General features: G+C 51.2%; 20 protein-coding genes. 18 read left to right on the top strand and 2 right to left on the bottom strand.

Annotated features, from left to right (window positions below; translation table 11 throughout):
• Position 1: 1 nt before the first annotated feature.
• From purB to ilvA, 15 genes are all read left to right on the top strand, one after another.
• A complete protein-coding gene (gene purB / locus ACAN54_RS27530) occupies positions 2-1297 on the top strand; it encodes an adenylosuccinate lyase (RefSeq protein ID WP_379163327.1) in 1296 nt (431 codons plus the stop codon).
• 265 nt (positions 1298-1562) lie between these two features.
• Positions 1563-2453, top strand: coding sequence for a phosphoribosylaminoimidazolesuccinocarboxamide synthase (locus ACAN54_RS27525; protein WP_379163324.1), 891 nt, complete (start codon positions 1563-1565; stop codon positions 2451-2453).
• A gap of 63 nt (positions 2454-2516) precedes the next feature.
• Positions 2517-2762, top strand: a complete 246-nt coding sequence (purS, locus tag ACAN54_RS27520) for a phosphoribosylformylglycinamidine synthase subunit PurS (RefSeq protein WP_019913657.1) — start codon at positions 2517-2519, stop codon at positions 2760-2762.
• A gap of 5 nt (positions 2763-2767) precedes the next feature.
• Positions 2768-3457 (top strand): phosphoribosylformylglycinamidine synthase subunit PurQ, encoded by a 690-nt coding sequence (gene purQ, locus ACAN54_RS27515; protein ID WP_379163321.1) that lies wholly within the window; start codon positions 2768-2770, stop codon positions 3455-3457.
• The gene (purL, locus tag ACAN54_RS27510) at positions 3435-5681 is read left to right on the top strand and encodes a phosphoribosylformylglycinamidine synthase subunit PurL (RefSeq protein WP_379163318.1); all 2247 of its coding nucleotides are present in this window, start codon (positions 3435-3437) and stop codon (positions 5679-5681) included. The genes purQ and purL overlap by 23 nt, the downstream gene beginning before the upstream one ends.
• Positions 5666-7162 (top strand): amidophosphoribosyltransferase, encoded by a 1497-nt coding sequence (purF, locus tag ACAN54_RS27505; RefSeq protein WP_379163315.1) that lies wholly within the window; start codon positions 5666-5668, stop codon positions 7160-7162. The genes purL and purF overlap by 16 nt, the downstream gene beginning before the upstream one ends.
• A 113-nt stretch (positions 7163-7275) precedes the next feature.
• The gene (locus ACAN54_RS27500; RefSeq protein ID WP_379163312.1) at positions 7276-7599 is read left to right on the top strand and encodes a hypothetical protein; all 324 of its coding nucleotides are present in this window, start codon (positions 7276-7278) and stop codon (positions 7597-7599) included.
• Between the two features lie 112 nt (positions 7600-7711).
• The gene (gene purM, locus ACAN54_RS27495; RefSeq protein ID WP_379163309.1) at positions 7712-8752 is read left to right on the top strand and encodes a phosphoribosylformylglycinamidine cyclo-ligase; all 1041 of its coding nucleotides are present in this window, start codon (positions 7712-7714) and stop codon (positions 8750-8752) included.
• Positions 8752-9363: a phosphoribosylglycinamide formyltransferase gene (gene purN, locus ACAN54_RS27490; protein ID WP_379163306.1), complete on the top strand. Its 612-nt coding sequence runs from the start codon at positions 8752-8754 to the stop codon at positions 9361-9363. The genes purM and purN overlap by 1 nt, the downstream gene beginning before the upstream one ends.
• Positions 9364-9728: 365 nt before the next feature.
• Complete coding sequence (purH, locus tag ACAN54_RS27485) at positions 9729-11276, top strand: bifunctional phosphoribosylaminoimidazolecarboxamide formyltransferase/IMP cyclohydrolase (RefSeq protein WP_379163303.1); 1548 nt, start codon at positions 9729-9731, stop codon at positions 11274-11276.
• A 23-nt stretch (positions 11277-11299) separates the two neighbouring features.
• Positions 11300-12565 (top strand): phosphoribosylamine--glycine ligase, encoded by a 1266-nt coding sequence (gene purD / locus ACAN54_RS27480; protein ID WP_379163300.1) that lies wholly within the window; start codon positions 11300-11302, stop codon positions 12563-12565.
• A 272-nt stretch (positions 12566-12837) separates the two neighbouring features.
• Positions 12838-14151: an SEC-C metal-binding domain-containing protein gene (locus ACAN54_RS27475; protein WP_379163297.1), complete on the top strand. Its 1314-nt coding sequence runs from the start codon at positions 12838-12840 to the stop codon at positions 14149-14151.
• A 259-nt stretch (positions 14152-14410) separates the two neighbouring features.
• The gene (locus ACAN54_RS27470) at positions 14411-15820 is read left to right on the top strand and encodes a transcriptional regulator (protein WP_379163294.1); all 1410 of its coding nucleotides are present in this window, start codon (positions 14411-14413) and stop codon (positions 15818-15820) included.
• A gap of 233 nt (positions 15821-16053) precedes the next feature.
• Positions 16054-16311, top strand: coding sequence for an aspartyl-phosphate phosphatase Spo0E family protein (locus ACAN54_RS27465; RefSeq protein WP_379163291.1), 258 nt, complete (start codon positions 16054-16056; stop codon positions 16309-16311).
• A gap of 446 nt (positions 16312-16757) precedes the next feature.
• Entirely contained in the window at positions 16758-18020 is a 1263-nt protein-coding gene (ilvA, locus tag ACAN54_RS27460) for a threonine ammonia-lyase IlvA (protein WP_379163288.1), read from the top strand.
• A gap of 73 nt (positions 18021-18093) precedes the next feature.
• On the opposite strand, the gene ACAN54_RS27455 is transcribed toward ilvA, so the two are convergent.
• Both ACAN54_RS27455 and ACAN54_RS27450 read right to left on the bottom strand, forming a co-directional pair.
• Complete coding sequence (locus tag ACAN54_RS27455) at positions 18094-19047, bottom strand: hypothetical protein (protein ID WP_379163285.1); 954 nt, start codon at positions 19045-19047, stop codon at positions 18094-18096.
• Positions 19048-19089: 42 nt separating this feature from the next.
• Positions 19090-19752, bottom strand: a complete 663-nt coding sequence (locus tag ACAN54_RS27450) for a DUF1129 family protein (protein ID WP_379163282.1) — start codon at positions 19750-19752, stop codon at positions 19090-19092.
• A gap of 182 nt (positions 19753-19934) precedes the next feature.
• On the opposite strand from ACAN54_RS27450, the gene ACAN54_RS27445 reads away from it, so the two are divergent.
• From ACAN54_RS27445 to ACAN54_RS27435, 3 genes are all read left to right on the top strand, one after another.
• Positions 19935-20135 (top strand): hypothetical protein, encoded by a 201-nt coding sequence (locus ACAN54_RS27445; RefSeq protein WP_379163280.1) that lies wholly within the window; start codon positions 19935-19937, stop codon positions 20133-20135.
• Between the two features lie 211 nt (positions 20136-20346).
• Entirely contained in the window at positions 20347-21177 is an 831-nt protein-coding gene (locus tag ACAN54_RS27440) for an alpha/beta hydrolase family protein (protein ID WP_379163277.1), read from the top strand.
• A gap of 85 nt (positions 21178-21262) precedes the next feature.
• Positions 21263-22039, top strand: a complete 777-nt coding sequence (locus ACAN54_RS27435; RefSeq protein WP_379163274.1) for a DODA-type extradiol aromatic ring-opening family dioxygenase — start codon at positions 21263-21265, stop codon at positions 22037-22039.
• Positions 22040-22167 lie beyond the last annotated feature (128 nt).

Here is a 22167-nt window from a genome sequence, read left to right as displayed (position 1 = left end):
TATGATCGAACGTTACAGTAGACCTGAGATGCGGGCCATTTGGACCGAAGAAAATAAATTCAACGCGTGGCTGGAAGTGGAGATATGCGCCTGCGAGGCGTGGGCCGAGCTGGGAGTGATCCCGCATGAAGATGCCGCAAAGCTGCGGAAGGATGCCAAATTCGACATCGACCGCATTAATGAAATTGAGCTGGAAACGCGTCATGACGTGATTGCTTTTACCCGTGCAGTATCCGAGAGCCTGGGTGCAGAGCGTAAATGGGTGCATTACGGACTTACTTCTACTGACGTTGTTGATACGGCCCTCGGCTACCTGCTGCGCCAGGCTAACGAGATTCTGGAGAAGGACATTATTAATTTTATTGAAATTCTCAAAGACAAAGCTATTGCTTACAAGGACACCCCGATGATGGGACGAACGCATGGCGTACATGCCGAGCCTACTACTTTTGGTCTCAAGATGGCGCTATGGTACGAGGAAATGAAGCGTAACCTGGAGCGATTCCGCCATGCGGCGAATGGAGTGCAGTTCGGTAAAATCTCTGGTGCTGTCGGTACCTACGCTAATATCGACCCGTTCGTCGAAGAGTTCGTCTGCCGCAAGCTGGGAACCAGCCCGGCGCCAATTTCTACACAAACACTGCAGCGTGATCGTCACGCCGAATATATGGCTGCTCTAGCACTCGTCGCCACGTCTCTGGACAAATTCGCAACCGAAATCCGTGCGCTGCAAAAGAGCGAAATCCGCGAGGTGGAAGAAGCTTTTGCCAAAGGACAAAAGGGTTCCTCGGCGATGCCGCACAAACGCAATCCTATCGGCTGCGAGAACATTTCCGGCTTATCGCGTGTCATTCGCGGCCACATGATGACTGCTTACGAGAACGTGCCGCTGTGGCATGAACGCGATATTTCGCACAGCTCCGTGGAGCGGATCATCCTTCCGGATGCCACTATGCTGCTGAACTATATGTTGAACCGATTCGGCAACATTGTGAAAAACCTGACCGTATTCCCGGAAAATATGAAGCGCAATATGAACCGTACGTTCGGCGTACCGTTCTCCGGCCGTATTCTGACCAAGCTGATCGACAAAGGCTTCAGCCGTGAGCAGGCTTATGATACCGTACAGCCGCGTGCGATGCAGGCCTGGGAGGAGCAGACCCAGTTCCGTGATATCGTTGAAGCTACTCCGGAGATCACTGCCGTGCTCAGCCCGGAAGAGATCGAGGATGCCTTTAATCCTTCCTGGCACCTTAAGCATGTGGACACCATCTTCCGCAAGCTGGAGCTGATTTAATTCAAAGGTTAGTTAGTGGTGGAGAGAAATTTTGGAACAGGAGAAGCGCTAGCGTTCGCCTTTATGGTCAGATTTCTACCGCAGCTTGCGGTTAAATCAAAGAAATATGACCATATCAGCGATCGGAAGTCCAAACATTTCCTGCAGTGAACCTATTAACCAACAGATTCGTTCAAATTCACCAGCGAAGCGGATAATAAGCAACGTCTCAGCTCTTTTAGCTCAAGTATATAAGCAAGATCATTAGTTCAAGGGAGGAAAGGTCATGGCATACCCTGCCGTATCCACGGCTGTGGATCTCGTAAATGCACCGCTGCTCTACAAAGGAAAGGTCCGCGAGTTATACGATCTGGGGGAAGAAATGCTGGTCGTCGTCACAGACCGGATATCCGCATTTGACTATGTACTTGAACCGGCGGTGCCGGAGAAAGGCAATGTGCTCAACCGGCTCAGTGCCTTCTGGTTCGGCTTAACCAAGGAACTGATGGATAATCATGTCGTGCATATCGATGTGGATCAGCTGGGAGAGATCGCGAAGGACCGGGAGGCGCTCAGAAACCGTATCATGGTCGTCCGCAAAGCAGAGCGCATTGACATTGAATGCGTCGTGCGCGGCTGCATCACCGGCGGCGGATGGCGGCAATATCAGGAGACCGGCAAGGTCAACGGAATTGAGCTCCCCGCAGACTTGCGCAAAAATGCGGTGCTGACCCAGCCGATTTTCACCCCTGCCGCCAAAAATGATGTCGGTCATGATGAGGACATCCCTTTTGAGACCATGCAGGAGCTGATTGGTGAAGAGCTGGCCCTGGAGCTGAAGGAAAAGAGCCTGAAGCTGTTCTCTTTTGCCAGAGAATACTGTGAAGAGCGCGGCATCATCCTCGCGGATTGCAAATTCGAATTCGGTCTGCTGGACGGCAAGGTGATCTTGATCGATGAGATTTTTACACCGGATGCCTCGCGCTTCTGGGCCAAGGATAACTACGCACTGGATATTGAGATCGACAGTATGGATAAGGAACCGGTCCGGACCTATTTGTCCGCATCCTCCTGGGACAAGAACAGTACGCCAGACCCGCTGCCCATTGAAGTTGTGGAAGAAACTACACGCCGTTATCTGGATATTTATCATCGCCTCACCGGCAAGTCTTTATAGATTGCAAGTAGTTATGTTCATGCCACGTCAGGCTCATTAAATTTTAGGAGGAACTACAAGCGTATGTTAAAAGCGACAGTCTATGTCACCATCAAGAAAAGTGTGCTCGATCCCCAAGGTGTAGCCGTGCAAGGGGCGCTGCATTCCGTAGGTTTTCAGGAAGTGGAGAGCTTGCGAATCGGTAAGTATATGGAACTGACCCTGGATACAGACAACCGCGCTGAAGCGGAAGGACGCCTTAAGGAAATGTGCGAAAAACTGCTGGCCAACACGGTGATCGAGGATTACCGCTACGAATTGGAGGACTAAAAGTCATGAAATTTGCTGTACTTGTCTTTCCGGGCTCCAATTGTGACATTGACTGCTACAAAGCAGTAGAAGACAGCCTTGGTGAACCTGTGGATTATGTGTGGCATACGGCGACGGATCTGTCGGCTTATGACTGCATTATCGTACCTGGCGGTTTTTCGTATGGTGATTATCTGCGCTGCGGTGCGATTTCCCGGTTTGCTCCGGTAATGGCCGAAGTGGCCAAAGCGGTAGAACAGGGCAAATACGTACTGGGCATCTGCAACGGGTTCCAAATTTTGACCGAAGCAGGCTTACTGCCTGGGGCACTCCGACGCAACATGTCGATGAAGTTCCGCTGTCATGATTCGGTGCTTAAGGTGGTTAATAACACTACCCCATTTACTATTGACTATGCAAAGGATGAAGAAATCGTTATTCCGATCGCGCATGGTGAAGGCAATTACTACTGTGATGAAGAGACTTTGGCTGGACTAAAAGCTAACAATCAGATCGTATTCACATATAGCGATAACCCTAACGGTTCTGTGGAACATATTGCGGGGATTTGCAATGTGCAGGGCAACGTGGTTGGCATGATGCCTCACCCGGAACGCGCGGCGAACAGCCTGCTAGGTTCAGAAGACGGCAAACGGATGTTCACATCCATTCTTAAGACATGGAGGGATCGTTATGACGCAGCAAGTATCCGTTAAGGAGCCGACCGCAGAGCAAATCGCGGAGCAGAAAATTTACAGTCAATTCGGTGTGTCGGACAGCGAATATGAGCTCATCACTTCTTTCATGGGCCGCAAGCCAAACTATACGGAAATCGGTGTATTCAGCGTAATGTGGTCTGAGCACTGCGCATACAAGAATTCTAAGCCGCTGCTGGGCCGTTTTCCTACAAGCGGACCACGCGTGCTGATGGGACCGGGTGAAGGCGCCGGGATCGTAGACATCGGGGACAACCAGGCAGTGGTATTCAAAATCGAAAGTCATAACCATCCGTCGGCAGTTGAACCTTATCAAGGTGCGGCAACCGGGGTGGGCGGGATTATCCGCGATATTTTCTCCATGGGTGCAAGACCGGTGGCGCTGCTGAATTCGCTGCGTTTCGGGAAGCTTGAAAGCGACCGTGTTAAATATTTGTTCGAGCATGTAGTATCCGGTATCGCAGGCTACGGCAACTGTATCGGGATACCTACTGTGGGCGGCGAAATTATGTTCGACAACAGCTATGACGGCAATCCGCTGGTCAATGCCATGTGTGTCGGACTCATTGATCATGATAAAATCCAGCGCGGTGTCGCTAAAGGTGTAGGTAATCCTGTGTTCTATGTGGGTCCGCCTACCGGACGCGACGGGATTCACGGAGCAACCTTTGCCTCTGTCGAGCTGAGCGAAGAATCGGAAGCCAAGAAGACTGCAGTGCAGGTCGGCGATCCGTTTATGGAAAAGCTGGTCATGGAATCTTGCCTGGAGCTGATCGACAGCGGTATCGTGCTAGGGATTCAGGATATGGGTGCAGCCGGACTGACCTGTTCCAGTGCTGAAATGGCAAGTAAAGCGGGCAATGGCCTTGAACTCTATCTGGACCAGGTGCCACAGCGTGAAGAAGGCATGACCCCTTACGAAATGATGCTCTCCGAGTCACAAGAACGGATGCTATTTGTGGTAGAGCCTAAGGATGAAGCTCAGGCCCAGGAGATTTTTGACCGCTGGGGTGTCATTTGCCGCAAAGTGGGCAAGGTAACGGATGATGGCCGCCTGAAGCTGTTCCATCACGGTGAGGTTGTTGGCGATATGCCCGTAACAGCACTTGTAGATGAATGTCCGATCTATAACAAGCCTTCTGCAGTTCCTGCGTACTATGAGGAGAACGCCTTGGTTGATACGCTGCGCTATGATGAGGTAACTGATCTCGGCGGCGCCCTGCGTACCGTATTGGCTTCACCAACTGTAGCAAGCAAAGCCTGGGTATACAACCAGTACGATTATATGGTACGAACCAGCACTGCGGTTCGTCCCGGCTCCGATGCGGCGGTGGTGACCATCCACGGTACACGCAAAGGGTTGGCTATGACTACGGACTGTAACGGTCGTTATGTTTATCTGGACCCTGAAGTGGGCGGACGCATTGCGGTAAGTGAAGCGGCGCGTAACATTGTTTGTTCCGGGGCCAAGCCGCTGGCGATTACGGACAACCTGAACTTCGGCAGTCCGGAAAAGCCGGAGATTTTCTGGCAGATGGAACAGGCGGTAGAGGGTATGGCTGAAGCCTGCCGAGTGCTGGATACGCCGGTTATCGGCGGAAATGTCAGTCTATACAACGAAAATGCATCCGGCGCCATCTACCCGACACCAGTTGTGGGTATGGTTGGTCTGGTTGAAGATACCGATCATATTACGACTCAGGCCTTCAAGCAGGAAGGCGATGCTATTCTCCTGCTCGGAGTCACCAAAGCAGAGCTGGGCGGCAGTGAATTCCAATATGCGGTACATGGCTTGACTGAAGGCCGTCCGCCAGAGCTGGATCTGGCTACAGAGCAGAAGCTGCTGGATGCTGTACTTGGCACCATTCGTAGCGGTTTGGTCCGTTCGGCGCATGACCTCTCGGAAGGCGGTTTGGCAGTAGCGCTGGCGGAGAGCTGCATCAGCGGCTCGGTCGGTGCGAATGTGGAACTGTCTGCTGGCGGACTGCGTCCGGATGTGGCACTGTTCAGCGAGAGTCAGTCCCGTATTATCCTGACATCGGCACCTGGCCGTGCAGAGGAGCTGAAAGCAGCAGTAGCTGCCTATGGCGTTCCGGTAGAAATCATCGGAACCGTTGGTGGCGACAGACTGCGCGTCTCCCTCGACGGCGCATCCGTGCTGGATGAGGCGGTATCAGCATTAAAAACCACTTGGGAGGATGCTATTCCATGTCTTATGAAATAAAGACCGGGAACAAGCAGGAGACTCCTATCCTGTGGACCGGCGACTTTTACAACGAAGGAACGGGCTCGGGAGATATTTTTGACACGCTAAAAGAAGAATGTGGTGTCTTCGGTGTCTTCGGACACCCGGAGGCTTCCTCCATGTCATATTACGGCCTGCATGCCTTGCAGCACCGGGGAGAAGAGAGCGCGGGCATCTGCGTGGCAGACGGACGCGACTTCAACTATCACCGCGGTATGGGACTGGTCAAAGAAGTGTTCGATAAGGATAAAATCGCTTCGTTGATCGGCAATATGTCCATTGGCCATGTACGCTATTCCACCAGTGGTGACAGCCGGCTGACCAATGCGCAGCCGCTGGTCTTCAAATACCGTGACGGCGATCTGGCGATCGCCACCAACGGGAATATCGTCAATGAGCCGCTGATCCGTAAGCAGCTGGAACAGGGCGGATCGATTTTCCAGACCACAAGTGACACGGAAGTGCTGGCGCATCTGATTGCACGGTCGCAGAAGGATTTTGTCGAAGCTACCAAAGATGCACTTAAGCAGCTTGTAGGGGGATTCGCCTTCCTGCTCATGACAAACGACAAACTGATCGTAGCCTCTGACACGCACGGTCTTCGTCCGCTAGTGATGGGACGTGTAGGCGAGGCCTATGTCTTCGCTTCAGAATCCTGCGCACTGGAAGTCATCGGTGCCCAGTTTGTCCGCGACATTGAACCAGGCGAATTGCTGGTACTTGATCAGGATGGTTTCAAGGAAGACCGGTTCGCTGAGCCGCAGCGCAAAGCACTGTGTGCCATGGAATATATTTATTTCGCTCGTCCCGACAGCGATTTGAATGGCTCCAACCTCCACTCCGCCCGCAAGCGGATGGGCAGCCGGATGGCCCTCGAAGCGTTCGTGGATGCAGACATCGTAACCGGTGTACCAGACTCCAGTATCTCAGCGGCCATTGGCTATGCCGAGCAGACAGGTATTCCCTATGAGCTTGGCCTCATTAAGAACAAATACACGGGACGGACCTTCATCCAGCCCAGCCAGGAACTCCGAGAACAGGGCGTGAAGATGAAGCTGAGCGCGGTGCGCCGCGTCGTTGAAGGCCAGCGTGTCGTGATGATCGACGATTCCATCGTGCGAGGCACAACCTCGCGCCGGATTGTCAATCTCCTTCGCGAAGCCGGAGCCACCGAAGTCCATGTGCGGATCACTTCACCGCCGTTCAAGAATCCGTGCTTCTATGGCATCGACACACCAGACCGCCGTGAGCTGATCGCCTCTTACAAGACGATTGCTGAAATGTGCGAGGAGATCAATGCCGATTCCCTGGCGTTTCTCTCCCCGGAAGGCCTGATTCAGTCCATCGGCGGGTACAACAGCGGGGATTATAAAGGCGGCCTGTGTCTGTCCTGCTTCGATAATGATTACCCGACGCAGGTGGATTTCGGCGGGGAAGAGAAGGACGGATGCAGCTGTTAGACATCCCCCTAAGTCCCCCTTGCAAAGGGGGATTCCGAAGGGCGCTGCCCTCCGGCCACCCGAAAGTTTGGCGCTAGGAGTATGCTTTTAACTTTCTAAGAGGGTGTAGGTTCGTGTGCCCGCTTTGTCCTGCGGACACGCTTAACGGCGCACCACGCCCCGGCGGCATGCTGCCTCGCCGGGCCAAGGAGCTCGAGCCGCCGCCCTGTTTGCTTCGCAAAAGCGGGGGAGCTCTCGCTACAGGAGGCGCTTTGCTTCGCCAGAAGCGCCGACTGACTGCCCCTGTGCAAGGCGCGATTCTTCGGCTTGCGGCTGGGTTTGAACCCGGTGGTTGGAGTGATGGAGAGGAAGTTTGGAACTGGAGGAGCGAAGCGTTCGCCTTTATGTTTGGATTTCTACCGCGGACAGCGGTTCAAATCAAGGAAATCCAAACATAACAGCGACCGGAAGTCCAAACATTCCTTGTAAGCACGATTATAACCACCCCAGATTCAAATCCCTACCGCCCCGAATACGCGCTCTAAACTAATTCAAATGAGGTGTCCAAAAGTGTCGGAAGCTTATAAAAACGCCGGAGTGGATATTGCGGCTGGCAATGAAGCGGTAGAACGCATGAAAAAGCATGTGAAGCGCACTTATCGTCCGGAAGTTATGACGGAGCTGGGTGGCTTCGGTGCGCTCTTCGGTCTCAATAAAGACAAGTATGATGAGCCGGTGCTGGTATCGGGAACCGATGGTGTAGGCACGAAGCTCAAAATCGCTTTCGCGGCCGACCGTCACGACACGATTGGCATCGATGCCGTTGCCATGTGTGTGAATGATATCGTCGTACAGGGTGCAGAGCCGCTGTTCTTCCTCGATTATCTGGCTTGCGACAAGGTGGTGCCAGAGAAGATTGAAGCGATTGTTGCCGGGATTGCCGAAGGCTGCCATCAGGCAGGCTGCGCGCTGATCGGCGGCGAGACTGCGGAGATGCCGGGGATGTATTCGGCGGGTGAATATGATATCGCTGGATTCACGGTGGGTGTGGCTGATAAGGCCAAGCTGGTAACAGGTGCCGACATTGCGCCTGGAGATACAGTCATTGGTCTGGCTTCCAGCGGTGTGCACAGTAACGGGTTCTCGCTGGTGCGCAAGCTTTTGCTGGAAGAAGACGGTTATGAATTGAACGCTGTGGTTCCAGAGCTGGGGGCTCCGCTGGTAGATGTGCTCCTAGCACCTACCAAGATCTACGTGAAGCCGCTGCTGGGACTGCTGGAGCAGCTCACGGTCAAGGGCATGGCGCATATTACCGGAGGCGGGTTCATTGAGAATATTCCGCGCGTATTGCCAGACGGTGTGAATGTGGAGATCAACTACGGCTCGTGGCCGATATTGCCGATCTTCGATTTGCTGCAGAAGAAGGGCAATGTGAGCAACCGTGATATGTTCACCACCTTTAATATGGGGGTAGGTCTGGTGATCGTTGTAGCTGAAGCCGATGGAGAGCGTGCACTGGAACTGCTGAAGGCTGCCGGGGAAGAAGCTTACCGGATTGGCACAGTAACGGAAGGGGAACGTATCGTTACCTTTACGGGAGCTGAAGTCTGATGCAGTGGAGCCGGATCGCTGTCTTTGCTTCTGGGCAGGGCAGCAATTTTGCCGTGTTGGCAGAAGCGGAACGGGCAGGGCTGCTTGGCGGAGGACGCATTGAGCTGCTGGTGTCTGACAGGCCGGAAGCGCCTGTAGCACAGCGTGCAGAAGCGGCGGGCATTCCCGCCCTCCTGCTGCGGCCGAAGGATTTTGCGAGCCGGGAACTATATGAGGCCGAGATTGTGGCGGAGTTGCAGCGCCGGGACATCGGACTTGTCGTGTTGGCCGGATATATGCGTCTGATTACGCCGGTTCTGCTTGAACCTTATGCAGGACGGATTATTAACATTCATCCTTCGCTTCTGCCGGCCTTTGCCGGGAAAGATGCAATTGGCCAGGCGCTGGATTACGGCGTCAAGCTGACGGGAGTGACAGTTCATTTTGTCGACGGAGGGATGGATACCGGTCCGGTTATCGCCCAGCGCAGTGTGGCTGTGGAACCAGGAGATACTCCGGAATCGCTTGCTGAACGGATCCATAAGATCGAATATGAACTGTATCCCGAGGTTGTGCGTGCACTGGCTGAGGGGAAGGTTTCGCTGGAAGGTAGACAAACCCTTATCCGCTAATAACAGCTTAACAGTCATAGTAAGTTCAAACGAAGCCTCAAAGTCTCAATAATCAGGATGAAATGTTCCTGAGAAATGGTTATCTTACTTGAGGATTCTTACGTCATCATCAGTCATACACACATAAGTCGACTTGCTCAGACAAGCCCGACTTGTTCTGATATTTCTCGGGAAATATTGCATGGGCAGTGAGCAATTGCCCGGATGTAGGGGGATTTTGTTCTTAATTGCACAGAGGATGAAGGCGAATAACGCGGATTTTTGCCAGACATGGAATTTTGATAAAGTCATTTTCATATAGCAGTGCTTCAGTACCGATTGACCTGTAACTAAATTCAGCATCATCCGGAGGAGGACTATTCAAAGTGAGTATCAAAAGAGCGCTGGTCAGCGTATCGGACAAACAGGGCATCGTGGATTTTTGCCGCGAGTTGTCTGCATTGGGCGTAGAAATTATCTCCACAGGAGGCACGAGCACCCTTTTGGCTAAAGAAGGCGTACCAGTCATCGGCATTTCCGATGTCACGGGGTTCCCTGAAATTATGGACGGACGCGTCAAAACACTGCATCCGGCTGTACACAGCGGCCTGCTGGCGGTTCGTGACAACGAGGAGCATACGCGGCAAATGCAGGAGTTGGGTCTGGACTACATCGATCTGGTCGTGGTAAATCTCTATCCGTTTGCAGAGACGATTGCCAAACCGGATGTGTCCTATGAGGAAGCGATCGAGAACATCGATATCGGCGGACCGACGATGCTGCGTTCGGCAGCGAAGAACCACGCTTTTGTCAGTGTGGTAGTGGATGCGGCCGATTATGCTACTGTGCTTGAAGAAGTACGAGCAGGCGGAGATACGACTCTGGAGACCCGCAAACGTCTTGCGGCAAAAGTGTTCCGCCATACGGCGGCTTACGATGCCCTGATATCCGATTATTTGGCGAATGTGACCGGTGAACCGCTGCCGGAGCGCTATACGGTAACTTACGAAAAGATCCAGGATCTGCGTTACGGGGAGAATCCGCATCAGAAAGCTGCGTTCTACCGCAAACCTCTGGCTGCTCAGGATACACTAACGGCTGCTGAGCAACTACACGGCAAAGAGCTCTCCTATAACAATATCAATGATGCCAATGCGGCTCTGCAGATTGTGAAGGAGTTCGAAGAGCCTGCAGTTGTGGCAGTTAAGCACATGAATCCTTGTGGTGTAGGCGTAGGGGAGAGCGTATATGAAGCTTATCAAAAAGCCTACAATGCCGATCCAACCTCCATCTTTGGCGGGATTGTAGCCGCGAACCGGATTATCGACGCCGATACGGCCAATATGCTGAAGGATATTTTTCTGGAAATCGTGCTGGCTCCAGGCTTTACGGACGAAGCCCTCGAAATTCTCACCAAGAAAAAGAATATCCGGCTGCTCAAACTGGGTAATCTCAGCACGGCTGCTGCACGGAAATCGAGCTTTGTGGTGACCTCTATTGAAGGCGGTATGGTCGTTCAGGAGAGCGATGTGCATTCCGTCAATCCTGAGGAGCTACAGGTAGTGACTACCCGTAAGCCAACAGAGGAAGAATTGAAGCAGCTTCTGTTCGGCTGGAAGGTCGTTAAGCATGTGAAGTCTAACGCTATCGTGCTGGCGGCAGACGATATGACAGTCGGCGTTGGCGCAGGTCAGATGAACCGTGTGGGTGCAGCGAAGATTGCTATTGAGCAAGCTGGTGAGAAGGCCAAGGGCTCCATACTCGCATCCGACGCCTTTTTCCCCATGGGTGATACGCTTGAAATGGCAGCAAAAGCAGGGATAACCGCAGTCATCCAACCAGGCGGTTCCATCAAGGACGAGGAGTCCATTAAAGTTGCAAATGAATATGGTATTGCCATGGTCTTCACAGGCGTTCGCCATTTCAAACACTAGAACGCTGGGAGGACTCATTTCATATGGATATCTTAGTAGTGGGCGGGGGCGGCCGGGAGCATGCAATCATCTGGAGCTTATCCCGCAGCGCCAAAGCCGATAAAATCTACTGCGCGCCCGGCAATGCCGGGATTGCGCAGCTTGCGGAATGTGTGCCGATCAATGTCTTCGAGTTCGATAAGCTGACCGCTTTTGCCAAAGACAATAACATTGACTATGTTGTTATCGGACCGGATGACCCGCTTGCCGCAGGCATTGTCGATGCATTTGAAGCGCAAGATATTCCGGTATTCGGCCCGCGCAAGAATGCAGCTGAAATTGAAGGCAGCAAGACCTTTATGAAGGATCTGTTGCATAAATACAGCATTCCTACCGCAGCTTATGAGAAGTTCAGTGAGTATGAGGCAGCACTCGCCTACTTACGCAGCCAGGGCTTGCCAATCGTCATTAAGGCGGACGGGCTTGCGGCTGGTAAAGGCGTAACTGTAGCCTATTCACACGAGGAAGCGGAGCTAGCCTTACGGGATATCATGGTGACTAAGGTGTTTGGAGAAGCTGGTGCACATGTGGTCATTGAGGAGTTTTTGGCCGGGCAGGAAATGTCGATTCTTGCTTTTGTGGATGGAGAAACCGTGCGTCCGATGGCCGCTGCACAGGACCACAAGCCTGTTTTTGACGGCGACAAAGGTCCCAATACAGGCGGAATGGGCACCTATTCACCTCTTCCTCATATTGACGAAGCAATTATTCAGGAAGCCGTAGAGACGATTATCAAGCCGACTGCACGGGCAATGGTAGCGGAAGGCCGTCCATTCAGCGGTGTCTTGTTCGCCGGTCTGATGATCTCACCGGATGGCAGACCGAAGACGATTGAATTCAACGCACGCTTTGGCGATCCAGAGACACAGGTTGTGCTTCCGAGGTTGAAGAGTGATCTGCTGGAGATTTTCCTTGCTGTAACCGAGGGGAGACTTGCGGATGTCGAGATTGAATGGAGTGAAGAAGCTGCGGTGTGCGTAGTCCTGGCTTCTGAAGGATATCCGGGTCCTTATCCTAAGGGTGTGCCGATCTCAGGGCTGGAGAGCCGCTCGAATGAGCTGGTTTTTCATGCCGGAACTGCGCGCACGGAAGATGGGACATGGGTAACCAATGGCGGGCGGGTGCTGGGGGTGGTTGGCCTGGGAGCGAGTATAGCTGAAGCGCGTACTGCAGCATATGCCAGCGCCTCAAAGATTTCATTTCCAGGAATGCACAGCCGCACCGACATCGCGATGAAGGCATTGGTCTGAGGACAAAGAACTGTATTAGAGCAACCTTTTGCGCTATTAGTCCCAAAAAAGGACTGACAAGTAGTAGAAGAAGTGCTATAATACAACTCGTACGGGGGAAAAATGTGCGGATATATACAGATAAAGGGTCTTTCCTTTCAGGAAAGGCCTTTTTTAAATCATCAGAAATGCAAGTCATATAGATTGCCTCGTGCCGGGAAATGATACCTGTAGTGCAAAAGCAGCAATATGCTATGCGAATGGTTAGTTACAGATTTAAGGGGGAATTACTTTTGAGTAAGGTTGGAAGAAATGAGCTATGCCCGTGCGGAAGCGGGAAAAAATATAAAAGATGCTGCCTGGATAAGGAATCCTCTGCGGTAGAATCCATACTTCGGCTGGTGACTAGAGAAGAAGCGGCTGCGCAGGATGCTGATACCACTACGCCTGTAATGGAAGAGTCGGTCCAGGAAACCGCGATTCAGCCGGAGAACAAACTTACCTTGACGAAGCTGAAGAAGATGGTGACGCGTGAGCTGAACTGGGAGCATCCGGCTCACGAACAGCTGGCTTTGCAGCTTATCGAGAGCATGAGAAATCAATACGAGCGGGAGCTGATTTTTGAAGCACTGGTTCTGTGGAACGGCTATTCCCGCCAGACCAAACCTGCTGTGAAGAAGACAGGCTCCTTCTGTGCAGCGATCGAATATCTGCTGTCTGAGGAATACGGGTTCAATATTTCACAGGCGGATCTCGCGGTCAAATATGAGGTCACAACGGCTACAATCTCACGCAAGATCAAAGAAATGCTTAACTACATCGAGGAGTATGGCATGGGCGGTGAGGCAGATGAGCTTTTGGCATTGAATGGCCCGGGCACACCTAAGGATAAAGCGCAGGCCCTGCTGTATAAAGCTATGGAGGCGACCTCGTCCAAACGGAGAATACAGCTGGCGCAGACAGCGCTTGAGATGTATCCCGACAGCTCGGACGCTTATCTGATCCTGGCGGAGGAATCGGAGAATGAGCATGAAGCACGGGCTCACCTCAAGGCGGGGATCGCTGCTGGGGAACGAGAGCTGGGCGAACTGTTTTTTGAGAAGAATAAAGGATATTTCTGGGGGCTTCATGAGACCCGTCCATACATCCGGATTTGTAAAAGCTACGCCGAGTCCTGCTGGTTTGGCGGAAATGCCAAAGAAGCTGCACAAATCCTCGAGCATATTCTGGAGCTCAATACGGAAGATAATACCGGAGCGCGCTACCTGCTTGCAGCGGTATACCTATACAGCAACCAATTGAAGCAGGCGGAGCAGGTGCTGGAGAAGTACGGCAAGGATGATGCCGCTGCCGCTTTTGCCTATGACCGCATCATTCTGGAATACAAGAAGAACGGAATCACCTCCCAGCTCAAAATGCTGTACCGCGTGGCACGGGGTGTGAACAAGCATGTGCCTGATTACCTGCTGGGTGTGAAGCGGCTGCCGCATAACCTCCCTGATTTTGTCGGAATGGGCGATTCCAATGAAGCGATTGAATATGTCATCATGCACTCCCGTCTATGGGCGAGTGTACCTGATCTGCTGAAGTGGATGCTGAAGCAGTAAGGATGAACAAGGATGGATACTGTAATACGAATCACAGCCGGATATGGCTGTGATTTTTTTGTTTTTATATGTCATAATTTTACGCGAAAAAGGGCGCATTATATAACATGCTGCAGAAAAAAGTAGAATGCAAAAAAAAGAATTGACGGGGTTAAAAAACATGGTTATATTTGCAATATATTAGAAAATATTATCAAATGTTAGCGAAGTTGCAGCGGGGGATTTCGCCATTGTGAAGCGTTTCTAAGGGGTGGTTTGTTTGAACCATGCAACCACGATTCGCACCGAGCTGGAGAGTTTTATCGAACGTGAAGCGCTGAGCTTCAGCCAGTTGGGAAAGCTTGCGGGGCTTAATGCAGGTACCGTGAGCTCTATTATGAAGGGTAACCGGATTATGGGCGTGGATCAGCTGGACCGGATGACTGCTGTCCTAGGCTTGCCCAAAGGACACTTTTACGAGCAGTATATTCAGGAATGTATGGTTGAAGCCGTACCGAACTGGCGCAGAGTCAGACCCTTTCTGTACCGCTGTGCGGAGCTGGACAAGCTGGATTGCATCAAGAGAATCCTGCCGCTGCTTTTGGATAATCTGACGTATTCTCCCTTGCTGTTTGAGACAGCGGAGGAGTTCTTCTCCGAGGGAAGGCATGCTGCGGCAGCTCTTCTCTATGAAAGTGTTGCCCTCAGTGAGAGGAGGCAACATTCCGAACGGCTGGCTTTTTGCCAATATCGCTTGTTTACGCTTCGGCTAAGTGATGATCAGGAGGACAATCTTCAAAGTGCGCTTCAGTTTGAGCCTTTTGTGGACAGACTTGACGAGATAGATCAGCTTGATGCGTTAAGAGACCTGGCGAATACGTACCGTTCGCTGAGGCGTTGGGACAAAGTGGAGCGGATCGCTCAGGAAATGGAGCGCTTGGCCCATATTCAACTCTTTACTCCTCTTCAACCGGCGAAAGCAAGACACGAACAACGTAAAAAGCCGAAGAAACCTATGTTTGTATACTTGGCCTTCTCTTATCTGCTTCAAGGAAATGTCTGTAATGCCAGAGGCGATTATGAGCAAGAGATGCAATTCACATACGCCTATCAAGATTTGAGCTGGGTCAAGGAAACCGATGAGGATACGTTGCACTGGCTGAAACTTTATAAAGGCTGGGCACAGGCCAATACTTGCGTATCCAAGCTGATGAATGGCGATGAGAGCATGCTTGCCGATTATGTAGAATATATCGAACAGAACAAGGATGAGCTTCTGGTTGGATTGTTAAACATAACAACTGCTGCCAACCTATTCGATCTTAATGTGGATAACATCCTAGATTATTTTGATTCCGAAATCAAAAGCTACATGCAGATCAAACATCAAGGTGCTGTGGGTGTATATACGAAGCAAGTTGTATCTGAGCAGCACGCCCGTTTTCTGTATGGGGTTGCCCAGTATTATTTGAGGAAAGAGTTGTACCAGAAGGGATTTGACTACTTATTGGCAAGTCTGTCCACATCATCTTTGATCAACAATGAAACCCGTATTCTCGCTTGTGTGAGATTATTTGAGAAATATAGAACTCTGGCATCCCACGAAATACAAAATAAATATCAAAATCTATTACAAGAGGAGGAAGAAGAACATGAAAAGAAAATTGGCATTCCTGTTGGTCGTAGTTAGTTTTGCTCTGGTGCTGGCAACTCCAATTTCTGCAGCGTCAGGTCATTCTTTTGGTATTCTTTATGAACCTCATGGCGGTTAAATTATAGTAATTATTCTGGAGTTCATAATATAGTGGGAAAGGGACCAGTCCTCGGCTGGTCTTTTTCCAATTCTATACAAAAATTATCTGAAAAAATTTTCACCCGAAAAAAGACATAGCCCTCTAAAATACTAAAAAAGGAGGGATAAGAGTGAGAGAAGAAGATGGTTTGAAAAAAGTACTGGAACAAGCCCGGCAAGATTTGAATAATCTGCAATATCAGTACGACCTGGACCATCCAGCCGTGCTTCATCAATCGATGGTACTCGACGAGCTAATCAATCAGTACACCCGAAGCAACGTCGCCCAAGTGAAAAAAAGATCGGGTGCAGCAGGAAACCGGCTGGCAGCTGAAGAGCTATGGCCAACGCATGCACAGATCTATCGTACCGCAAACTCCGCGTCCTAAAACAATGCGTGGAAGTACTCTACGCACTACACCTTCGTAGTCATTCTCTCTCAGCTGCACCAGCATCCTTGAATATGCTCGAATGGAACAGCAGGTCGTGTACGCCGCAGGCTTTTAATTTGATTAAATACTATAACAATGCCTGCGGTAGTATAACGCCTCGAATCCCCTCTTATAATAATCAGCCTCTTAATCAGGCATTTACATAGGTGAATGCTTGTTTAGTTACGTTATTTTTGCAAAATACCTTACACCGTAACAATTTATTCACAGCTTGGAGTCCTGGGATCTCCGAACAGCTACTGGAAGCCTGGAGAAACTGCTGAATAGCGTATTCAGGTTCAAGGCGTAATTGCCAGGGAGGGGACAATGCTTGAAAAAAAGTTCCCGGAAGAGTATGTTACAAGAAGCAATTTGATTAGTTAGAGACAGTGAGGCGAGGAATAATGAGAGAAGGCGAAGACCGGATCGTAGGAATGGAAGATATTGTACGTGCACATCATGTGCTTCGGGAGGTTATCGTCCGTACCCCTTTGCAGCTCGATGCGGTGCTGTCGGCCAGATACGGCTGTAATGTGTATTTGAAACGTGAGGATCTGCAGATTGTCCGCTCCTTCAAGATCAGGGGGGCCTATAATATGATCCGCAGCTTGTCTGCTGAGGACAGGGCCAAGGGCATTGTCTGTGCAAGTGCAGGGAACCATGCTCAAGGCGTAGCCTATTCCTGCAAGGCTCTGGGTATTAAAGGGAAGATTTATATGCCAAGCACCACCCCAAATCAAAAGATTAAGCAGGTCCGGAAGTTCGGCGGCGAGTACGTTGAGGTTATTCTAAAAGGTGACACCTTTGATGATGCGTACGAGGAGGCGCTTCAGGCATGCATTGATCATAGTATGACTCTGATTCATCCTTTTGATGAACCACGGATTATCGCTGGAAACGGCACGATTGCGATGGAGGTCATGGAGAGCCTGGACAAGCCTGCCGACTTTGTGTTTGTTACTATTGGCGGCGGCGGTCTGGCAGCAGGTGTGGCCACCTATGTGAAGACGGTGAGCCCTTCTACAAAAGTAATTGGTGTTGAGCCTTCCGGAGCGGCTTCTATGAGCGAAGCGCTAAAGCGCGGAGAAGTGATCACCCTGGAAGAGATTAATAAATTTGTCGATGGAGCTGCCGTGAAACGGGTGGGCGGATTGACATATGATATCTGCTCCCGCCGGCTTGACGATGTGGTTAAGGTTCCGGAGGGCAAGGCCTGTACGACCATTCTGGAACTGTACAATGAGAATGCGATTGTTGTGGAGCCTGCAGGATCGCTGCCTATCGCAGCACTTGATCTGTACCGTGACCAGATCCGCGGCAAAACGGTGGTCTGCATAATCAGCGGCGGCAACAATGACATCGACCGGATGCAGGAGATCAAGGAACGTTCGCTGATCTATGAAGGTCTTAAGCATTACTTCATGGTTAACTTTCCGCAGCGCGCCGGTGCCCTGCGCGAGTTCCTCGCTGAGGTGCTTGGACCCGGGGATGATATCACCCGTTTCGAATACACGAAGAAGAATGAGAAGGAAAACGGCCCGGCGCTGGTCGGAATCGAGCTTCAGCATAAAGAGGACTACACCCCGCTCATCGAACGGATGCAGCAAAAAGGTGTGGATTATCTGGAAATTAATAAAGATCCGAACTTGTTTAATATGCTGATCTAATCTTTCATTAAAAACAGACGAAAAGGCCCGCCCCAGGAAGTTAGGGGGCAGGCCTTTTTTTACAATCTAGGGATTACGACTGGGGAACCTCTGTCTTCAGATATTCGGTAATGCCATCATCCAGCTTATAGCCATTCGCCTTCAAGAGCTTCATGAAGTCCTCCAATTTCAGTAGAAAAGGGCTGCTGCCGTTGTTCTTGCTGAGAATGCTGCTGTAGGCCTTTTGCGCCTCCAGATCCATCTCCAGATTGTCATAGTGGAAAAGCGGGGTGTTATTCTGCCCATAAAAGGTATTGATTACATAGGTGGAATATAAGGCCTTCACCGCCGAAATGCGGTTCGATTTGGGATGGCTCTGGATGAATTCCTCCTGGGCCAGCGCCCGGGCGGCCACATCCCCCCAGGAAATGACCAGCCCGTTATCTTTTGAAGAAGGCAGATCTGCTTCGGTGGCCATAATGGAAATATAATCACGGATATCATTCATAACGTAAACTTTGTATTTGCGGTAAGCCGCATAATCGATTACCGGAAAAAAGGAGCCTTCAGCAGTCTCCAGCTTATAGCCGCTTTCCCCTGCACTCTTCAGCAGGTCCCGCAGAGAAGCATCCTCCGTAATCTCGGCCAGCTTGGTCATGCTGATCCCTGCTTTGTAGACTGAGGTCAGCTTCCGCTGAACACTGCTGCTGCTGAATTTGCTCTCCCAGGTCTTCATGGTGGCCTTATGGAGATTCTCCAGCTTCAGGATTAAGACGGTGGCCTGATAAGGACTGACGGCATATATATTGTTGTTCAAGAATCGTAATGCTTCCGGTAATCTGGAGGAAGAGGCCAGCAGCGGCAGAGCCGCCTTGTACACCGCCTCAGCATGACTGTTGCCCGCCTCTGCGGTTACCTTGCTACCAGGGGCAGAAAGTCCCTCGGTTCCGGTGGATGAACTCTTGGCAAGCACATGTCCGTTAATCCCGGACGGCAGTCCCAGAACGGCAGCTATAGCGGCAGATAGAAGAATTGTTTTCATTTTCATGGACATTTCCCCCTGTTTGAGTTGACCTGAGAATCCTGACATCTATGATCTGAAAAAGAAATACTTTAGCCCGAGCCCGCCGGTCACGGCGAGAACCAGACTTACCCAAGGAGAGATGGAAATGACCGGAAACAGATTGTCAAGAAACACGCCAAGGAAGACCACCAGGATAGCAATACCTACATAAATTCCGAGTGCCTTGATATCGAATGCCTTGGGCTGTGGAGCATCATCCTCGGACAAGGAGGACATCCATCTCATGATCATCTCTATAAGGACGATGGCCCCTGCACCCACAGCAAGGATGGTAAATATACTGATCTGACCGAACATGCCCGGTTCCCCGGTACTCCATGACAGAAGCAGACCTGCAATGGCATACACGCTGAATAGTCCAGTCAGTGCAGCGCAGGAAATCATCAGATAGTGGTTCAGCTTGCTGCGTTCCTTGGGGACAGAAGTTTTGCAGGTAATCTCTTTGAAGTAGTCCTCGGGATGATCGCCAAAAATCTGTTTGGCGTTTTTACCCTTGCTTTGGCCCTCCAGCAGAAGTGCAGCCGCCTCAAGCAGCAACTCTTCGGTGCGGACCGGGTCTACTTTGCTGGCACGGAGCCCCAGCAGCATATCTTCATAATAAGAGCGGTTGAACGGTGTCATCTGCTCACGCAGCACGTTATTTTGCTTCATCATAGCTTTGACTTTCATAGTAAAAATATAAACCTCCAGTAGTGGGTCGGAATAGGCCTTTAACCTAGAGTATACGTTTGGGTGGCGGTTGTGTGCAAGGACAAGCATTTCCGGTCCGGGATGAATAATCCGTTTGGAAGAGTGAACACTAGTAACGTTTCTGCTTCACTACTACGGCTACAAGGAAGGCAGGGAGCGTTATGGAGACTGATAACAGAGAAGAGCCAGGCAAATTCGTGGGTGATGGCTTCGCGCCTCCGCTTGCGGGTGAAGTGGGAGATTGGGGCAATTCCGATGGCTTAAGCTTATGGGATTCTGAATCGGATACGCCCGACAATGGCCTGGAAGGCTGGCAGGGCAGACGGCAGACGCATGATATGTTTCATGAAAGCTATGAATAATGCGTAATTGAAGCACGGTTCCTCCTGTGCTGGGCCTCTTTTGCTCCATGAGGAGCAGAAGGGGCTTTTTTATTCGCCGGTACTGCCTATTTATTCCTGCTTATTATTGACAAGAGACACGCAAAACGTATAATGAAGATATTAATCTGACTAATTTAATCGGGATAATTACAATTTGAAATAGATTGCCTTTTCAAGGAGGGGTTCAGCAATGGAACGGAATATTACTATTCGTCATAACGGGGAAGAATTAACGGCAAGCATCCATTATCCATCCAGGGAAAAGGGGAGCTCCGGACGTTGCAAGGATAGGGTGCCACTGGCGGTGATCTGCCATGGATTCGTCGGCAACCGGATCGGTGTAGACCGTATATTTGTCAAGGCTGCCCGTGAGCTGGCTTCTGACGGATACATGGTGATCCGTTTTGATTATGTGGGCTGCGGAGAGAGCAGCGGGAATTATGGCAGTGAAGATATGGAATCGATGATAGCCCAGACCCGGGCCGTCCTCGATTATGGTATCAGCTCTGCCGATGTAGATCCTCAGCGTGTCACGCTGATCGGGCACAGCCTTGGCGGCGCAGTGGCCCTGCTCACCGGGGTCCGGGACCGCCGGGTCAAGAATCTGGTCTTGTGGGCAGCGGTAGGCTATCCATTCAATGATATTGTGAAGATCGTGGGCCGGGAAGCTTATGACCGTTCGGTGAAGAGCGGTTCTTCGGATTTTGCGGGCTATTCTTTTACTCCAGTCTATTTCAACTCGCTTGCCGCTTATCAGCCGTTTCAGGAAGCCGGCAAGTTCAGCGGTGATGTACTGGTGATCCACGGAACCTCAGATGATGTGATTCCTGTGGATTATGCGTTCCTCTACCAGAAACTGTTCTGGACACGCCCTGAGGGGCGCTGCGACAAAGAGGTGATTTTTCAAGGGGATCATACCTTCTCATCAGGCCCGGCGCAGGCTCAGTTACTGAAGCGGACCAAGGATTGGATGAATCAGCAGGAGCATGTGCAGGAAGAGTGGCAGAACTGGATGATATAGGGGGTGTCCTCCGCTCGCAATAACTCAGAATAAGCGGTAAAATAAAAATGCAGACCATATACTGGGTTATGGAGGTTGGCGCCCTATGAAATTACCGGCATTTTTTATTGCACATGGTTCTCCGCTGCTTGCCCTTGAGGATAACGAATATACCCGTTTTCTGGAGCGGCTGGGGGCTGATCTGGGCACCCCCCGCGGGATCGTTGTCTTTTCAGCACATTGGGACAGTCCTGAGCAGCTGATTACGGTGGACGGACAGCACGAAACCATGCATGATTTCTATGGATTCCCGGACGAGATGTACTCGCTAACCTACCCCGCAAAGGGAGATCCTGCACTCAGTCGCCGAATCTCCGAACTCTTTGCCGCCAAGAATCTTCCCCACCAGCCGGTGCTGGGACGGGGGCTTGATCATGGAACCTGGGTCATTCTGAAGAAGATGTTCCCGGCTGCTGATATCCCTGTAGTGGCCTTGTCTGTCGATTCCTTGCGCTCCCCGGAGGAGCAGTATAATATCGGCAAGATGCTGGCTCCGCTGCGAGATGAGGGTATTCTGCTGATCGGAAGCGGGGGGCTGGTTCATAATCTGCGGCTGCTGAAGCAGGACGACCAGCCGGAGCAATGGGCCCTTGACTTTGATGCCTGGATTGCGGCTGGCCTTGAAGTATGGGATCTGCCTGCACTGTTCGCCTACGAGAAGAAAGCGCCGCATGTGCGTGATGCGGTTCCCAGCTATGGACGGGAGCATTTTGTGCCGCTCTTCTATGTGATGGGAACAGCGGACGAAGGCAGAAGCGCGCAGCTTATGATTCAAGCTTATCAATACGGGACACTTAGCCTGAACTGCTGGATGTTGGACTAAATCACACATACGATACATGAGGGATACAGCCTGAAGAGGGGTTGTATCTTTTTTTCGTGAGGGAATCAAGACAAATGAACTCCGCTATGATTAAATGGGAGATAGCTTACATAAAGATCACGAAGTAA

This window comes from Paenibacillus diazotrophicus (genome assembly GCF_042610465.1).
This window is presented reverse-complemented; position numbering and strand designations above follow the sequence as displayed.

Excerpts from the sequence above, each read along its gene's own strand:
- purF (WP_379163315.1), top strand. The coding sequence starts at position 5,666 with ATGTCTTATGAAATAAAGACCGGGAACAAGCAGGAGACTCCTATCCTG.
- purL (WP_379163318.1), top strand. The coding sequence starts at position 3,435 with ATGACGCAGCAAGTATCCGTTAAGGAGCCGACCGCAGAGCAAATCGCG.
- ACAN54_RS27445 (WP_379163280.1), top strand. The coding sequence starts at position 19,935 with ATGGAGACTGATAACAGAGAAGAGCCAGGCAAATTCGTGGGTGATGGC.
- ilvA (WP_379163288.1), top strand. The coding sequence starts at position 16,758 with ATGAGAGAAGGCGAAGACCGGATCGTAGGAATGGAAGATATTGTACGT.
- ACAN54_RS27435 (WP_379163274.1), top strand. The coding sequence starts at position 21,263 with ATGAAATTACCGGCATTTTTTATTGCACATGGTTCTCCGCTGCTTGCC.
- purB (WP_379163327.1), top strand. The coding sequence starts at position 2 with ATGATCGAACGTTACAGTAGACCTGAGATGCGGGCCATTTGGACCGAA.
- ACAN54_RS27450 (WP_379163282.1), bottom strand. The coding sequence starts at position 19,752 with ATGAAAGTCAAAGCTATGATGAAGCAAAATAACGTGCTGCGTGAGCAG.
- ACAN54_RS27440 (WP_379163277.1), top strand. The coding sequence starts at position 20,347 with ATGGAACGGAATATTACTATTCGTCATAACGGGGAAGAATTAACGGCA.
- purN (WP_379163306.1), top strand. The coding sequence starts at position 8,752 with ATGCAGTGGAGCCGGATCGCTGTCTTTGCTTCTGGGCAGGGCAGCAAT.
- purD (WP_379163300.1), top strand. The coding sequence starts at position 11,300 with ATGGATATCTTAGTAGTGGGCGGGGGCGGCCGGGAGCATGCAATCATC.
- purS (WP_019913657.1), top strand. The coding sequence starts at position 2,517 with ATGTTAAAAGCGACAGTCTATGTCACCATCAAGAAAAGTGTGCTCGAT.
- ACAN54_RS27525 (WP_379163324.1), top strand. The coding sequence starts at position 1,563 with ATGGCATACCCTGCCGTATCCACGGCTGTGGATCTCGTAAATGCACCG.
- ACAN54_RS27455 (WP_379163285.1), bottom strand. The coding sequence starts at position 19,047 with ATGAAAATGAAAACAATTCTTCTATCTGCCGCTATAGCTGCCGTTCTG.
- purQ (WP_379163321.1), top strand. The coding sequence starts at position 2,768 with ATGAAATTTGCTGTACTTGTCTTTCCGGGCTCCAATTGTGACATTGAC.